Origin of the sequence: Nostoc sp. 'Peltigera membranacea cyanobiont' 213 (genome assembly GCF_002245975.1) — a bacterium.
Lineage (GTDB): Bacteria > Cyanobacteriota > Cyanobacteriia > Cyanobacteriales > Nostocaceae > Nostoc.
Map to the genome: position 1 here is coordinate 1 of NZ_NOLI01000036.1, position 16126 is coordinate 16126.

The following is a 16126-nucleotide window of genomic DNA, read 5'->3' on the forward strand; positions in this document are numbered from 1 at the left end:
CTAGGGACTAGGGGGGCAAGAATTTTTCCCAATGCCCAATCCCCAAGTCCTCTTGCCCAATTCCCAATCCCCAATCAAGGATAAAACCCCAACTTGGGCAACCCCAAGGTTTCATCCCAGCCCATCATCAGGTTTAGACATTGAATCGCTTGACCCGCCTGCCCTTTAATTAGATTGTCAATTGCTGACATGACAATTACGCGACCTGTGCGCGGGTCAACTTCTACACCGATGTAACAAATATTGCTGCCAGTAGCCCACTTGGTTTGGGGGTAAATGCCGCTACCGCAGACTTTTACCCAAGGAGAGTTGCGGTAGAAGGCTGAAAAAATTGTGGTTAAGTCATCTCGTACTAAACCCGGATCGCTCAATGTGGCATATACCGTTGCCAAAATCCCGCGTACCATTGGTACAAGGTGCGGTGTAAATTGAATCATGAGTTCGTGACCAGCTAAGTCACTGCAAATTTGCTCAATTTCTGGGGTGTGGCGGTGACGGCCGATATTAAAAGCTGCAATGGAATTATCTGCTTCAGCTAACAATAAGTTGGTTTGAGGTTGCCGTCCACTGCTAGATGTGCCAGCCTTGGCATCGATAATAGCTGTTTCTGGTAAGATTAAGCCTTGCTTTAAGAGTGGCGAAAGTGCAAGGAGACTTGCAGTGGGATAGGAACCAGGACAGCCAATGAGTTGAGCTTCGGCAATGCGATCGCGGTAAAGTTCTGGTAATCCATAAACTGCTGTCGCTGCAATGGTGCGATCGCTTCTCTCAGTGCCATACCAATTTGTATAAGTTGTCAAATTACTAAACCGATAATCTGCACTCAGATCCAGTACCTTACATCCTTTTTCTAAAAGTTTGGGTGCGATTTGGCAAGCCAGACCATTTGGTAAAGACAGGAAAACTACTTCACAGCGATGAGCAATTATTTCTGGTTCTACTGCTTCTATGAGCAAGTTAGTTGCATGAGCCAGATGCGGGTACAAATCCCCGAAAGATTTCCCGATACTACTCTCACCGCCTAAATAAACCAGTTCGACTTCTGGATGATCCATCAGTAGCCGTACTAACTGCACTCCGCCATAGCCCGACGCGCCAACAATCCCAACGGGTACGCGTCTTAATTTGCCCATGATCTGAAATCCTTATCCCATGAATAGTTAATTCGTTCTCAGCTATCAACAATATCAGCGACTAGACTCACAGCGTACAAAACACCTGAAACCCCTCGACTTTATTTTAGGGAGTAAGGGGAGATGAGGGAGTAAGGGAAGATAAGGGAGATAAGGGAGCAAACAAACGATTATTATTCTTCCTCATCTTCCTCATCCTTTGCTGTACTGCAATCCCCATTTTTAATGGCAAAAATTCTTGCCGCGTTATCAAATCATTGCTAGTCTACTTCTCTGCCTTATAAAGGAGCTACAATCTAAAAGAAGAAATTGTAAAAAAAATTTACGTTGGTAGCTGGAAATCTATCTGTGTCACAGCCTAATACTACCCAAGCTTTTAAATTTGATTCGATTGATGCCGCTTTAGCAGACCTAAAAGCTGGTCGTGTAATTGTAGTGGTAGATGATGAAAATAGAGAAAATGAAGGCGACTTAATTTGTGCCGCCCAATTTGCCACACCCGACACGATTAATTTCATGGCGGTGGAAGCTAGAGGGCTGATTTGTTTGGCAATGACAGGCGATCGCTTAGATGAGCTAGACTTACCTTTGATGGTAAGCAACATTACAGATACTAACCAAACTGCCTTCACTGTCAGCATTGATGCTGGGCCAGAATTGGGTGTCAGCACTGGCATCTCAGCCGAAGACCGCGCCCGCACTATCCAGGTTACTCTCAATCCAGCTACAAAACCTACCGATTTACGTCGTCCCGGTCATATTTTCCCAATTCGGGCGAAAGCTGGAGGCGTACTCAAACGCGCAGGGCATACGGAAGCAGCTGTAGACTTATCTCGACTAGCAGGGCTATATCCAGCCGGAGTAATTTGTGAAATTCAAAACCCCGATGGTTCAATGGCGCGGTTGCAGCAGTTAGTTGAATATGCCAAACGTCACAATTTAAAAATAATTAGTATTGCGGATTTAATTAGTTATCGCCTACAGCACGATCGCCTCGTGTATCGTGAGGTAATTACCAAACTGCCTAGTCAATTCGGCCAGTTTGAAATTTACGCCTATCGCCATACTCTGGATAATACAGAACACGTTGCAATTGTCAAGGGCGATCCAGCTAACTTCAAAGATGAGCCAGTAATGGTGCGGATGCACTCAGAATGCTTAACTGGTGATGCTTTGGGTTCTTTGCGCTGCGACTGTCGGATGCAGTTACAAGCCGCACTGAAAATGATTGAGGCGGCTGGTCAAGGTGTAGTTGTATACCTGCGTCAAGAAGGAAGAGGAATCGGCTTGATTAACAAGCTGAAAGCCTACTCATTGCAGGATATGGGACTCGATACAGTTGAAGCAAACGAGCGTTTGGGATTTCCGGCTGACTTGCGAGACTACGGAATGGGCGCACAAATGCTGATGGATTTGGGTATCAAAAAAATTCGTTTGATTACCAATAATCCTCGTAAAATTGCTGGAGTAAAGGGTTATGGGTTGGAAGTAGTCGATCGCGTGCCATTGTTGATTGAGGCAAACGAATACAATTCTTATTACCTGGCGACAAAGGCGAAAAAGCTGGGTCATCTGCTGTTACAAACTTATCTGGTGACAGTAGCAATCCATTGGCAAGATGACCCAGAAGCTGCAACAGAACGTTATGAACGCTTAGAGAAACTGCGACATTTAGCGAAAAGTAACGATCTATTGTTGCAAGAAGAAGCGCGTCCGTTAGCGATCGCTATATTTGACGAGCCATCTTTAACAGTACACTTGGGTTTCGATCAGGCAAAAGTTGCTAGCTCTGATTGGTATCAACAAAGTGGTCATCCTTATATACACGCTATATTCCAAATTTTGGATAACCTCGCAACCTTGCCATACATCCAAAAACTAGAATTTCTGATTTCCTCTGGTTGCGATCCCTTGAGTAATTTACAAGTGCAACTAGATCGTCAGACATTCCCGCATGGTACATTGCCTTCATCGATTAGCGATCGCCTAGAAAAGCAGCAAATCTATAGCTTTAGCAAATAGCTTAGTTCAATAAATTTTGTCGGGTGTGTTATCGCGTAGCGTAACGCACCTTACGAACAAATTATTTATTTACTCTATAAATAGGTCTAACCTGACGAAAAGTATTAAGTAAGCTCAGAAATTTATTCCCATCAAAATTTATTGGGTCAACTTTTTTACCAGAACGGTCTACGAGATGGTGCGTAGTGATGCGATCGTCTGGGACTTGACTTTGAGCAACTAACCAAGCAAGAGAATGATATTGAGCTTCGCTGTAGCCGCTATGGGTTTGTTGGCTGCTAGCGTCATAACTATCTGGCGGTGTTTCCAAAGAAACGTGATAAGCAAAATTATTCACAGACGCGGGTAAAGTCGGATTAGTCTGCACAGTTTCCACTCCCTGAGAACCATCAAACACAGAGTTAGCTGCACCAAAAGCCCGTTTTTCTGGCGGTACTAGATAAACCACCGTTCCGTCTAACTTGATTAAGGCGTGGTAACTTGCTTGCACGCTTTCATCAGTATGGGCTACTTGAAAGAAATTAACGGCGCTAGAAGCAGAATAACCAGTTTCATGGAGGACGATAATCGGTTGATTGTGGAGAGTTACGCCGTTCACATCTTGGGCGTACCGTTCTCCATAGTTACTGGGGTCAACTGAAGCAACTTGATAACTAGGTCTGTAGCGTGCAAAAGCTTGAGTGGTTATATACCTTGCTACAGGCTTGTTAACCTTGACTGGAGACTTGATAGCATTTTGAAATTTCTTCTCTGGCTCTTTCGCTGATTGGAATTGCGCCTGGGGATATTGACTGAAAGCTGTAACCTGTGGATTGGATGCACGGGATATTGTCGGATTGTTGTGTAATTTTGTCGCTCGTCCAATTAGCAGCACTGCAATTAAAGTGGCGAACATCAGCCAGATTAGTAGCACCCTAGTCACCCAGTCTGTAAACTTCATTTTTCTAATACCCGTAAAACGGTAGATATTAATTTATAGCTAAACTGGCGTGTCAGTTGTAGAGGCGCATTTCTGTAAACCCCTACCGCTTATGGTATCCAAATAATAATCGCTATAATACCTTAATTCTAGTCAAATATACCTTGATAATCCCTGCAATAATGATGTTACGAACCATTTCATAAGGATGTTTTACATACACCCCCTTCGCCAAGTACTAGCAGCTTAGAAAGATATTATTGTTTAGCTTTCAACCTGGCTCGAAGATAGTTCAAAATTGCCTGTGAGCTTAATTGTGGATTGTTATCGAGGTCTAGCTCAGTCAATTTGGAGAGTTGGCAGATTTCTGGCGGTAGGCTACTGAGTTGATTATTAGAGAGGTATAGCCATCTCAAGTTGGAGAGTTGGCAGATTTCTGGCGGTAGGCTACTGAGTTGATTATTAGAGAGGTGTAGCCATCTCAAGTTGGAGAGTTGGCAGATTTCTGGTGGCAGGCTGCTGAGTTGATTGTTATGGAGGGATAGCGCAGTCAAGCTGGAGAGTTGGCAGATTTCTGGCGGCAGGCTACTGAGTTGATTGTGATTCAGGGCTAGTATTGTCAAGTTAAAGAGTTGGCTAAATTCTGGCGGCAGGCTACTGAATTGATTATTAGAGAGGTCTAGCTTAGTCAAGTTGGAAAGTTGGCTAAATTCTGGCGGCAGGCTACTGAATTGATTATTAGAGAGGTCTAGCTTAGTCAAGTTGGAAAGTTGGCTAAATTCTGGCGGCAGGCTGCTGAGTTGATTGTGATTGAGGGATAGCTTAGTCAAGTTGGAAAGTTGGCTAAATTCTGGCGGCAGGCTGCTGAGTTGATTGTGATTGAGGGATAGCTCAGTCAAGTTGGAGAGTTGGCTGAATTCTGGCGGCAGGCTGCTGAGTTGATTGTTATGGAGGGATAGGCATATCAATTTGGAGAGTTGGCAGATTTCTGACGGTAGGCTGCTGAGTTGATTGTGATTGAGGAATAGCCATGCCAAGTTGGAAAGTTGGCTGAATTCTGGCGGCAGGCTGCTGAGTTGATTGTTATGAAGGGATAGCATTATCAAGTTGGAGAGCTGGCAGATTTCTGGCGGCAGGCTGCTGAGTTGATTGTTATCAAGGGATAGCATTATCAAGTTGGAGAGCTGGCAGATTTCTGGCGGCAGGCTGCTGAGTTGATTGTTATGGAGGGATAGCACCGTTTCCTTTTCCCTGGCAGCTTTTTCTATAATTTGCAACAGTTCTTCGTTTGTCACCTGCAAACCTCACCAACTTTGTAGCGATATTTACCAGATTAGTGTATCGCAGATTATGGAGAGTGGGGCTAGATTAATGTGTTCCATCTCCGTAGAAACGGCTGTAATATTTAAATTAGCAGGGTGCGTAGGACGCAATACTTGCCGTAAGCATCGCTACCCTCGCAATAACATTCACTCATTCACAAATATAAAAGACTCGTTAATGGAGTTCAAAGACTCATTAATGGAGCTAAAAGACTCATTAATGGAGTTCAAAGCCTCATTAATGGAGCTAAAAGACTCATTAATGGAGTTCAAAGCCTCATTAATGGAGTTCAAAGACTCATTAACGGAGTTCAAAGACTCATTAACGGAGTTCAAAGCCTCATTAATGGAGTTCAAAGGTGCATTACGCTTTCGCGCTAACACACCCTACAACTACGATCGCTTTATAATTGCGATGTCTACGATGGGCGTAGATGCGGCATCACCAACGCTACAGGCGATCGCTTATTGTGAGATGAGGTCTACTAAACACTCTTGCCTAAATATTGGAAAATTGTAGTTTATTACTCTAAATGCTTAACAGGCATTGATACTAGGTTTCCCAAGCAATGAGCAACTTCTTTCCGATGACAGCGATTCGGGTTCATTTCAGCACACAACAGTAAAACATTACCAGTTTGAGCAATTTGTGCAATTTCATGTAGAGCTATATCTGCTTCTTCTTGATTTACTGGAATCCAATTTTCTTTTCCAGATGTATTACCTAAAGCAGTTTTAGAAATATACTCAATATTATTTAGTTCACAGAATATTTTAATTTTGTCGCCGTACCATTTACGACTCCAAGCACGAGGAACCATCCTGACATCAACAACACATTCCACATCAAACTTTTGTAGGTATTCCAAGAAGGCATCGTAGTCTTTGCGATTGCCATATCCAAAAGTAAGTATACATCTTGTTTTAGCAATATCTTTAACTTTCATTTTCAATTCCTGGAACAATCAAGTTTAAATATAGTAAAACTCTTGCTGTACAGACTGTTTCTGAGTGCATCTCAACTTTTGTAAAAATATCTCTAGACCTAGCGAATGGAATTCGCGGCTATACAGACAAAACCCACCTCCGTGGGTTTCAAATTCCTTGAGTCCGCGCAGGCGGACTTGGTTTGTATAGCCAAGCCAGTGCGGTCTTGGGGGTTTCCCCCATGAGCAACTGGCGTGCGATTTCTAATCGCCAGGTATATTTGCTTTCGGTGAGATGCTTCCCTGTTTCTTGATATTTAGTGTTAATTGAAGGGTATGTTTTAGTTGCAATTAAAATTTTCCTTCTTTCCATACCACAACCTCTATATGAACTAGCTAACTAAGTGATATTATAGACACATGATTAATTTCAGTATGGTATCAAAATTTTCCATTATATACTGCCGAAACTCTCAAAATTTTGGAAAATAATAAAGTAAGTCGAATATTATACGACTAACCTAAATTCTTCTCGGAAAATATGACTCATCCTTTCCTTGAACGCCTGCGTAGTCCAGATAGCCCAGTCCTCGTATTTGACGGGGCGATGGGAACCAATTTACAAACCCAAAACCTGACTGCTGAAGACTTCGGCGGCCCACAGTATGAAGGTTGTAACGAATACTTAGTCCACACGAAACCCGAAGCAGTCGCTAAGGTTCACCGCGACTTTCTCGCCGCTGGTGCTGATGTCATTGAAACCGATACCTTTGGTAGTACGTCCCTGGTGCTGGCAGAATATGACTTGGCAGACCAAGCCTACTACCTCAGCAAGACAGCCGCAGAATTGGCCAAGCGTGTAGCTGCGGAATTTTCCACACCAGAAAAACCCCGGTTTGTGGCAGGTTCCATCGGCCCCACAACGAAACTTCCTACCTTGGGACATATTGACTTTGACACCATGAAAGCGACTTTTGCTGAACAAGCAGAGGCGCTGTGGGATGGTGGTGTCGATTTATTTCTGGTGGAAACTTGCCAAGATGTGCTGCAAATTAAGGCGGCGCTGAATGGAATTGAAGAAGTGTTTGCTAAGAAGGGCGATCGCAGACCGTTGATGGTTTCTGTGACAATGGAAAGCATGGGCACAATGTTGGTAGGTTCCGAAATCAGCGCTGTGCTGACAATTCTCGCACCTTACCCAATAGATATTCTTGGTCTAAACTGCGCCACTGGCCCAGACTTGATGAAACCACATATCAAGTATTTGGCAGAACATTCACCTTTCATCGTTTCCTGTATTCCCAACGCGGGTTTACCTGAAAACGTTGGCGGTCAAGCACACTACCGACTGACACCGTTAGAATTACGGATGTCATTGATGCATTTTGTTGAAGATTTGGGTGTCCAAGTGATCGGGGGTTGCTGTGGGACGCGTCCAGAACACATTCAACAATTGGCAGAACTCGCTAAAGACCTGAAGCCAAAAGTTAGACAACCTAGTTTAGAACCAGCAGCAGCATCAATTTACACCACTCAGCCCTACGATCAAGATAATTCCTTCTTGATAGTTGGCGAACGTCTCAACGCCAGTGGTTCCAAGAAGTGCCGCGATTTGCTAAATGCCGAAGATTGGGATGGACTCGTTTCAATGGCGAGGGCGCAAGTCAAAGAAGGCGCACATATCCTCGATGTCAACGTCGATTATGTGGGACGTGACGGCGTGCGGGATATGCACGAACTAGTTTCGCGCATTGTTAATAATGTGACACTGCCTTTAATGCTTGACTCCACCGAATGGGAAAAGATGGAGGCGGGTTTAAAAGTTGCTGGTGGTAAGTGTTTGCTTAATTCCACCAACTACGAAGATGGGGAACCGCGCTTTTTGAAGGTGCTGGAGTTAGCGAAAAAATACGGTGCTGGTGTAATCATTGGTACTATCGATGAAGATGGGATGGCGCGGACAGCAGATAAAAAGTTTGCGATCGCCCAACGTGCATACCGTCAAGCTGTAGAATACGGCATACCACCCACAGAAATATTCTTTGATACCCTAGCGTTACCCATTTCCACTGGTATTGAAGAAGACCGAGAAAACGGTAAGGCGACAATTGAATCTATCCGGCGCATTCGTGAAGGATTGCCTGGAAGTCATGTAATTTTGGGTGTTTCCAATATTTCCTTTGGTTTGAATCCAGCCTCGCGGATGGTGCTGAACTCAGTGTTTTTGCACGAAGCGACAACGGCGGGAATGGATGCAGCCATTGTCAGCGCTAACAAGATTTTACCCCTTGCTAAGATTGACGCACGCCATCAAGAAATTTGTCGCCAGTTGATTTATGATGAGCGGAAGTTTGAGGGTAACGTCTGCGTTTACGATCCTTTGGGAGAGCTTACCACAGTATTTGCTGGGGTGACAACTAAGCGCGATCGCTCCTTAGATGAAAGTCTCCCCATTCCCGAACGTCTCACACGCCACATCATCGACGGCGAACGCATTGGCTTAGAAGAACATCTCAAAAAAGCCTTAGAAGAATATCCCCCCTTGCAAATTATCAACACCTTCCTGCTAGATGGGATGAAAGTTGTTGGGGAATTGTTCGGTTCAGGACAAATGCAGCTACCTTTCGTCTTGCAATCTGCGGAAACCATGAAAGCGGCGGTGGCGTTTCTAGAACCGTTCATGGAAAAATCAGAATCAGGCAACAACGCCAAAGGAACCTTTATCATTGCCACAGTCAAAGGCGATGTCCATGACATTGGTAAAAACTTGGTGGATATCATCTTGTCCAACAACGGCTACAAAGTGATTAACCTGGGAATTAAACAGCCGGTAGAAAACATCATCAACGCTTACGAACAGTACAAACCTGATTGTATTGCTATGAGTGGTTTACTGGTGAAATCCACCGCCTTTATGAAAGAGAATTTGGAGGTATTCAACGAAAAGGGAATTAGTGTCCCTGTGATATTAGGTGGTGCGGCGTTGACTCCCAAGTTTGTCTATGAAGATTGTCAAAAAACCTATAAAGGTAAAGTTGTTTATGGCAAAGATGCCTTTTCTGACTTGCATTTCATGGATAAATTAATGCCAGCAAAAGCTGCTGATAACTGGCAAGATTTGCAAGGATTTTTGAACGAAGTCGAAACGGCTGAAGTTTCGACAAATGGCAACAAAGAACCAAAAGCGACAACTGCTGAAGAAACATCTGCTGAACCAAAAGTATTAGATACAAGACGTTCCGAAGCCGTGGCGATAGATATTGAACGTCCTACACCGCCTTTTTGGGGAACGAAGTTATTGCAGCCTAGTGATATTCCCATTGAGGAAATATTCTGGCACTTGGATTTACAAGCTTTAATTGCGGGACAGTGGCAATTCCGCAAGCCAAAGGAACAATCTAAGGAAGAATATCAAGCTTTCTTAGCTGAGAAAGTTTACCCAGTTTTAGAAACTTGGAAACAGCGAATTATTGAAGAGAATCTGTTACATCCGCAGGTGATTTACGGATATTTCCCTTGTCAATCTGAAGGGAATTCTCTACATATATATAACTCAGAGAACCAATCACAACAGGTTGCAACTTTCGAGTTTCCCAGACAGAAGTCTTTAAGGCGGCTGTGCATAGCAGATTTCTTTGCACCGAAGGAGTCGGGAATTATTGATGTCTTCCCCATGCAAGCGGTGACTGTAGGGGAAATTGCCACAGAGTTCGCTCAAAAGCTGTTTGCAGCCAATCAATACACCGATTATCTGTATTTCCACGGCATGGCGGTGCAGGTGGCCGAGGCTGTAGCTGAATGGACACACGCTAGAATTCGCCGTGAATTAGGCTTTGTTGCTGAAGAACCCGACAATATTCGGGATATATTAGCACAACGCTATCGTGGCTCGCGGTATAGTTTTGGTTATCCCGCTTGCCCAAATATCCAAGATCAATACAAGCAACTAGAGTTATTGCAGACTGACAGGATTAAATTGTACATGGATGAAAGCGAACAACTTTATCCAGAACAATCTACCACTGCAATTATTACTTACCACCCAGTAGCCAAATACTTTAGTGCCTAACCCATATCCCCTCTCCTCAATAAGGCTACGGTGTACACACATCTCTGTACAAACCCAAAATCGTTGGAAATCCCCCTAAAAAAGGGGGACTTTAAGAGACTTTTACCCCCCTTTTTAAGGGGGGTTGGGGGGATCAAAAGCCTATGAGGCCACTCTCAAAGACTTGTGTGTACACTGTAGCCTTAGTAAGGAGAGGGACTGGTTTTGCATAGCAAAACCAGGGTGAAGTATCTCAGGGGCTACGCAATAAATCTTAAATGGCCTCACCAAAGAATTGTGTGTACACCGTAAATTAAAGAGAGGCGAGTATTTGCGTCAGCAAATACGGGGTGAGGTTTCGACAGTATTGCATTGGAGTGAAAACCCTTATATCTGATTATTTTGTACCCAACTGATATCTTTCATTTAACAGTTGGGTATTATAAGCTTACCCTGTTAACAACATCTTCCTAAATTTGCCTTTATATAAAATACATTTCCGCAAATTCACTGTGAAGTTATGTCTTCCTGTTTATCAGACTTGAATTAAATAATTTTCCAAAAATCAGTATTTACCGGATAAGATAAACAATTCATAAATGATATAAATTGAAGAAATTGTCTTTTGTTGTAGCTACTTTATTTGAAAGTTAGTCCAACAAAAACCAGTGCTTAAATCAATAGAACTTCAGCTTATGCCTATAAAAATACTTTGTAGGCATAGTTGCAAACGTCTGAACAAATAGTAAATCCGCTATAAATCACTTGACAAGGAAACAGCTATGTCTCGAAAACTTCAGCTAGTCAAGGCAATTCAAAAAAGCTTAAAACAAATTATTAAGCAGTTTTTATCTACGATTAACAAACAAATTATTTGGCTACTACGAGCATTTTTTGGCAATCGAAGAAGACAGGGATCGGCAAGTGCTGGCTTTGTGTTGCCAACAGTAGCGATGGTAATTTTGGTAGTCGTACTGTTGACAACTGTAATTTTGTTTCGGTCTTTTGAACGCTCTAAAAATGCTAGTAATGTAAGGGTGAATGAAGCGACAATGCAAGCCGCTACTCCTGCCTTAGACAGGGCTAAAGCTAAAATAACTGGACTGTTTGCTGACCCGACTCTACCACGTTCTGTCCCATCAAATCTAACACTATATAACACCTTAAAGAATAAACTTTCAGTCTATACATTTGGTGACGAAACTCCCATAACTCTGGCTTATAATCTTGATAAAGATACGACAATTGAAGCGGATGATACTATCCTTTTAGAAAATAGAGAAAACTTACAAACAGCCTGGAAATTTCCTGCTGATACAGATAATAACGGTAAATTTGATAGCTTTATCCTCTACGGTATCTACTTCCGCACTCCCCCCCAAACTGGTACAACCCAAGAGAGAAAGAGAAGCCCACTAGATGCTAGAACCCCTCCTATGCTACCAGCTAAGGCGGGTGGAGCCTGTGATGTAGCGGGTGACACTAGCGCCAGTTTAGTAGGTAATTCGGGTTGGTATAAGCTACCAACTGGCGAATTGAAAAAAAGCTTTTTCGTATATACAGCAACGGTTCCCATTAGTGATATTGCTCAAGCCACTAGTCTTGATACAACAAAATATGAGAAGTATCGAGGTAATAAAAGCTTCTCAGCTTTAGAAATGCAACAGGATCGTAGTCAAGTTTCTATTACTAATAATGCTGTTGTCTATGAAGATGACTTAGATATTACACCTGGGCCTAAATTCCGTCTTAATGGACGCATATTTACCAACAGTAACTTATTTACTGGTGTAACCGATCAACCGATAACCCTATTTCAGGTGAGTAGTAGATACTCATGTTACTATGAACGAGAAAATGGGAAGATAGTTGTTGGCGGTAATATTGGAACTAGTAGCCCAATCAGCGCAACTGATAAAGGTGGAACACGCGTAGATTTATTTGTAGAAAATAATGCACCTGATACAAGTAAAAATTTGGAATCTACTAATAAAACTACCTCAAAGAACTCGAATGAGATTGCCTATAATACTCAGGCTTATGCTCAACGCATAGACTTATTGACGAGCGCGCAATTTAATAATCTTACTACTACCGATCCTCAAGAAATCCAAACTAATATAAGCAATCGGATGCTAAACGATCCAAGCTTAAACCGGGATAATATACGTAAGGAAGAATTGGGAAATTGGTTCCGTAAACGTACTAGGCGCGTACCATTTAAAGAAGTTCCTTATGGTACTTCTGGTATTCAAAAATCTGCTGGTGTGGACTATGCCATATCAGCAGATGCAACAACCTTTATGAAGGGTTCTGGTAATACGCTACGTCCAATGGATGCCTGGATTTATCCAACAGATGCTAATACAACACTAACACTAGATACAGCGCAACTACCTACTAGAGATCCAGACATTGTAGATAATACTCCCGTAATAGAAACAGTGATAGGCGATCGCATCGTAGTAGGGAACAACCTACCCGAACTAATATGGGACAACACAAAAGGAGAGTTTGTAGGAGATGATGATCCCCAAGCCATCACTCCTGCTGTGAACTGGACAAGTAGCACTACTAATCGTACTCGTACTACTCGCGTCAAACAGTTATCAGATTTAGGGGTTACAGGACGTGATGGTTTTTGGGAAATTTCAGCCGCTTCACCCCGAACTAATATCCTTGATGTAATCGGTGGACTGAGGGTGATTACAGGTGCTGGAGTATATAGACCTACAGGATCTGGACTACCTACTCGTCCAACAACAGTGCCTGATGATCCAAGCACGCCAGCATCGGTAGTCAAGGAAAATGGTGGGACAGTGGTTTGGCCTGATACTATGCCTATGCTTGTACCCGATCCGACCGATCCTCTTAATGCGAGTAAACAAAAACGTGGTGATTTGGTAATGCGTGCCACGGCAGTGTATCACTACAATTTTGATTCCTACGATCCACAGGCGACTACACCAGACTATTATCAAGCACCCATTGCCTGTGTAAGTAGCTACTACAACCCTACTAATCAGGCAACAGCAACTACAAACACCTATAATGCCCTTGATTTGACAACAGTAGCAGCATCTAACAATGGGGTTGTTTACGCTGCTCCCGCTACTACATCTGCTGGTGTCACTAGAGGACAGACAGTAGATAGCAATGGTTTTTTTACACCTGCGACTAATGCTGATGATGTGACTAACACTACCGTAACTTTGCTAGACCGCTTAAAATATCAAGCCAACTTGGTATTTCCCAATGGCCGCCTTGTAAATCCGCTACTACGGCAAGCACTGGCTAAAGCAACAACCAGCCAACTCACTCTCTCTGAGCAATCAGCAATTGACTCTACCATTTGTGCAATACAGATTGCTGATGGCACCCTGACTCAGAGTAATACCTACATTCTTGATGGCACAATCAAAGAAACTGCATTTCTTGATGCCCGACAAATTAAGGCTATAGATAAAGGTGGTACATTAACTGGAAACTACAATTTAGAAGTTGAACAGCGTCAGCCTCTAGAAATTCGTGCCACTACCATAGATTTAAGTAAGCTTCGCACACAAGCAATCGGCGCTGCGTCGGATAAAGAATATCTATTGCCCAATAGCGGCATTATCTATGCCTCTCGTGATGATGCTCAAAAAGATCGCAGTCAGTCAGACAGTGAAAATGTTAGCGCCACTGACTACAGGCTCGATCCAGAACGGCGACCTAATGCCATTATGTTGATTAATGGTAGTGATTTGAGTCGCCAGGTTGGCAGCGATCCGATTCACTATAATGATTACAGAGCAGAAGAAAAAGGCTTAATTTTAGCAACTGAGCTACCAGTGTATGTTAAAGGCGATTTTAATCTGCATAGTAAACAAGAATTTAAAGATGCGGGTCTTTTACCTGCTCCCAGCGATAGCACTTACGATACTAAATTTTACACTCGTGCTGCGGCAAATCGCGATCCAGACTTTGCTTGTCGGCCTAGTGACCCTAGACTACCAAATTGCACAGCAGGCGAAACATGGCGACCAGCATCAGTGATTGCCGATGCTGTCACCTTGCTCTCTGCTAGCTTCCGCGAAGGTTTCCGCAATGAGGGTGATTACGACTTGCGAAATAACCAAGGGAGTGACCCTAACCTTATACTCAGCCGACTGAAGGTAGGTTTCTGGAATAACAACTTCGTCACTTCATCGGCATTTCTCACTGACTCTGGTGGTGATACCTACTATCAAGGTACTCCCACCACTACCGACTCTAACAGTTCTTACTTGAACAACTTCGTCACACCCATTCAACGCCGGGGATCTTTCCCAGAGTATGTAATGGAGATGTGCTTCAAAATACCAGTTTCAGAGTGCCAACCGAGTGACTGGTATGTGGGTTTAGATACAGATATCTTCAAAAGGTCTAGTGATGTAGTAGGTGTAGCTCCTAGCAGACTTTTAGCTGGTACAACTGCCCAATCGCCAAGGGCTGATCTTAGACGATTTGCCCGTAGGGTTGCATTCAAACGTAAATACAATGTAGCAACGACTAATCCTGATTTTGCCAAGCTGGTTGATATTGCTAATAATGCCATAGATTATACTCTCGCTACCCCCATTCCCCTAGGTATTAAATTAGGTCTAGTGGCAGAATTTCCGCTTATCATAGGTGGTCCACTTAGCATACCTGACACAGCGACTAATGCCTTATGGTTTGCAACCACAACAAGTACTTCTCCTAGCCCACCAGCGTCCGACACTAGCCAGATCAAATACTTCAACACTGATCGTCTATTCTACAGGTATCCCAAACTACCAGCTTCTGGTTTTCTTAAGGATTTTCCTGGAGCCACAGGATTCGCTAGTCCACCCAGCAGAGATGCGTTATACCAGCCGCTATTAGAACCAGTATTGCAATTACAGGTAACAACCGCAGCACCTCAAGCTCAAGATTACGCCAGTTTAGCAGGATTAGGATCATCTAGTCTCGTTAAAAGTACAAGATGGTTGTCTAAGGCAAGTGATACAACTTTTAATCTAGTAATTGCGGCTGGTGATAGTCCTGCTCGTGTGAGTTCAACTACCTATGAAGCCAATGGGGGTTTGCATAACTTTGTGCGCTTCTTAGAAAACTGGAATGGGGTTAATGCTAATATCAACGGTTCATTCATCCAATTTAAACGCAGTATATATGCTACTGCACCATTCCAAGTTTTTGTCAGACCAGGGCCAACAACTGCACCTGCAACCTCTCCTGACCCTAATAGTCTTACCCCTGCTAATCTTGCTAAGAATAACAGTATCTTTTTCAGAGTTCTGAATTCTGATAGACCTGGTTACACATCAGATAGTACTTTCATTAGTAGTGGTTCTGGTGAAGCGCCTTATTATGTGCCCCCTAACCGTAACTGGGGTTTTGATGTGGCGTTACTGGCGCAAAATCCCGACTTGTTTGCCCAGCGTTTTGTAACTCCAGCCGCAGATCCTCCGAATGAATACTTCAGAGAAGTAGGCCGGGATGATCTTTGGGTGAAAACTCTGTTGTGTGCTGTCCAAACTCAAGCAGCAGATGGGTTTGATACTGCGGACGCTACTTACTTTGGCAGTGGTTTCAAATTTGCGCTACCTGCAACTGAACGTCCTAGTAATACTAACAACTGCCAACTCCAGCCATCCTAAAGTGTCTGAATGAGAGTTTTTACAGCACTTTTTGGTTAATAGATCGCGTTAATAAACCTCTTTCCTCTTCTCTTTGTAGGGGAGAGGTTTGAA

9 protein-coding genes are annotated in these 16126 nt (G+C 43.3%); 4 read left to right on the forward strand and 5 right to left on the reverse strand.

Annotated elements, in window-relative coordinates; translation table 11 throughout:
* Window positions 1-74 precede the first annotated feature (74 nt).
* Window positions 75-1133, reverse strand: coding sequence for an N-acetyl-gamma-glutamyl-phosphate reductase (gene argC / locus CDG77_RS12565; protein WP_094329701.1), 1059 nt, complete (start codon window positions 1131-1133; stop codon window positions 75-77).
* A gap of 348 nt (window positions 1134-1481) precedes the next feature.
* On the opposite strand from argC, the gene ribBA reads away from it, so the two are divergent.
* Window positions 1482-3155 carry a bifunctional 3,4-dihydroxy-2-butanone-4-phosphate synthase/GTP cyclohydrolase II gene (ribBA, locus tag CDG77_RS12570; protein WP_094329702.1) on the forward strand — a complete coding sequence of 558 codons (1674 nt, stop codon included), beginning with the start codon at window positions 1482-1484 and terminating at the stop codon, window positions 3153-3155.
* A gap of 61 nt (window positions 3156-3216) precedes the next feature.
* Here ribBA and CDG77_RS12575 read toward each other — a convergent pair whose 3' ends face one another.
* On the reverse strand, window positions 3217-4095 hold the full coding sequence (locus CDG77_RS12575; RefSeq protein ID WP_094329703.1) for an N-acetylmuramoyl-L-alanine amidase: 879 nt from the start codon (window positions 4093-4095) through the stop codon (window positions 3217-3219).
* A 236-nt stretch (window positions 4096-4331) separates the two neighbouring features.
* Window positions 4332-5369: a leucine-rich repeat domain-containing protein gene (locus tag CDG77_RS12580; protein WP_094329704.1), complete on the reverse strand. Its 1038-nt coding sequence runs from the start codon at window positions 5367-5369 to the stop codon at window positions 4332-4334.
* A gap of 76 nt (window positions 5370-5445) precedes the next feature.
* Between CDG77_RS12580 and CDG77_RS37545 the strand changes: the two genes are divergently transcribed.
* Entirely contained in the window at window positions 5446-5916 is a 471-nt protein-coding gene (locus tag CDG77_RS37545; RefSeq protein ID WP_143857017.1) for a hypothetical protein, read from the forward strand.
* A 4-nt stretch (window positions 5917-5920) separates the two neighbouring features.
* Here CDG77_RS37545 and CDG77_RS12590 read toward each other — a convergent pair whose 3' ends face one another.
* A complete protein-coding gene (locus CDG77_RS12590; protein WP_094329706.1) occupies window positions 5921-6343 on the reverse strand; it encodes a DUF488 domain-containing protein in 423 nt (140 codons plus the stop codon).
* 148 nt (window positions 6344-6491) lie between these two features.
* Window positions 6492-6695, reverse strand: a complete 204-nt coding sequence (locus CDG77_RS12595) for a hypothetical protein (RefSeq protein WP_094329707.1) — start codon at window positions 6693-6695, stop codon at window positions 6492-6494.
* Window positions 6696-6863: 168 nt separating this feature from the next.
* On the opposite strand from CDG77_RS12595, the gene metH reads away from it, so the two are divergent.
* Together metH and hpsA are read left to right on the forward strand one after the other, a co-directional pair.
* Window positions 6864-10391 carry a methionine synthase gene (metH, locus tag CDG77_RS12600; RefSeq protein WP_094329708.1) on the forward strand — a complete coding sequence of 1176 codons (3528 nt, stop codon included), beginning with the start codon at window positions 6864-6866 and terminating at the stop codon, window positions 10389-10391.
* Window positions 10392-11152: 761 nt separating this feature from the next.
* Entirely contained in the window at window positions 11153-16033 is a 4881-nt protein-coding gene (gene hpsA / locus CDG77_RS12605; protein WP_223269798.1) for a hormogonium polysaccharide biosynthesis protein HpsA, read from the forward strand.
* The last annotated feature ends 93 nt before the right edge of the window (window positions 16034-16126 follow it).

Bases quoted from the DNA above. Each gene is read 5' to 3' on its own strand.
- CDG77_RS12595 (WP_094329707.1), bottom strand. From the start codon at position 6,695: ATGGAAAGAAGGAAAATTTTAATTGCAACTAAAACATACCCTTCAATT.
- hpsA (WP_223269798.1), top strand. From the start codon at position 11,153: ATGTCTCGAAAACTTCAGCTAGTCAAGGCAATTCAAAAAAGCTTAAAA.
- CDG77_RS12590 (WP_094329706.1), bottom strand. From the start codon at position 6,343: ATGAAAGTTAAAGATATTGCTAAAACAAGATGTATACTTACTTTTGGA.
- CDG77_RS37545 (WP_143857017.1), top strand. From the start codon at position 5,446: ATGTGTTCCATCTCCGTAGAAACGGCTGTAATATTTAAATTAGCAGGG.
- metH (WP_094329708.1), top strand. From the start codon at position 6,864: ATGACTCATCCTTTCCTTGAACGCCTGCGTAGTCCAGATAGCCCAGTC.
- CDG77_RS12575 (WP_094329703.1), bottom strand. From the start codon at position 4,095: ATGAAGTTTACAGACTGGGTGACTAGGGTGCTACTAATCTGGCTGATG.
- argC (WP_094329701.1), bottom strand. From the start codon at position 1,133: ATGGGCAAATTAAGACGCGTACCCGTTGGGATTGTTGGCGCGTCGGGC.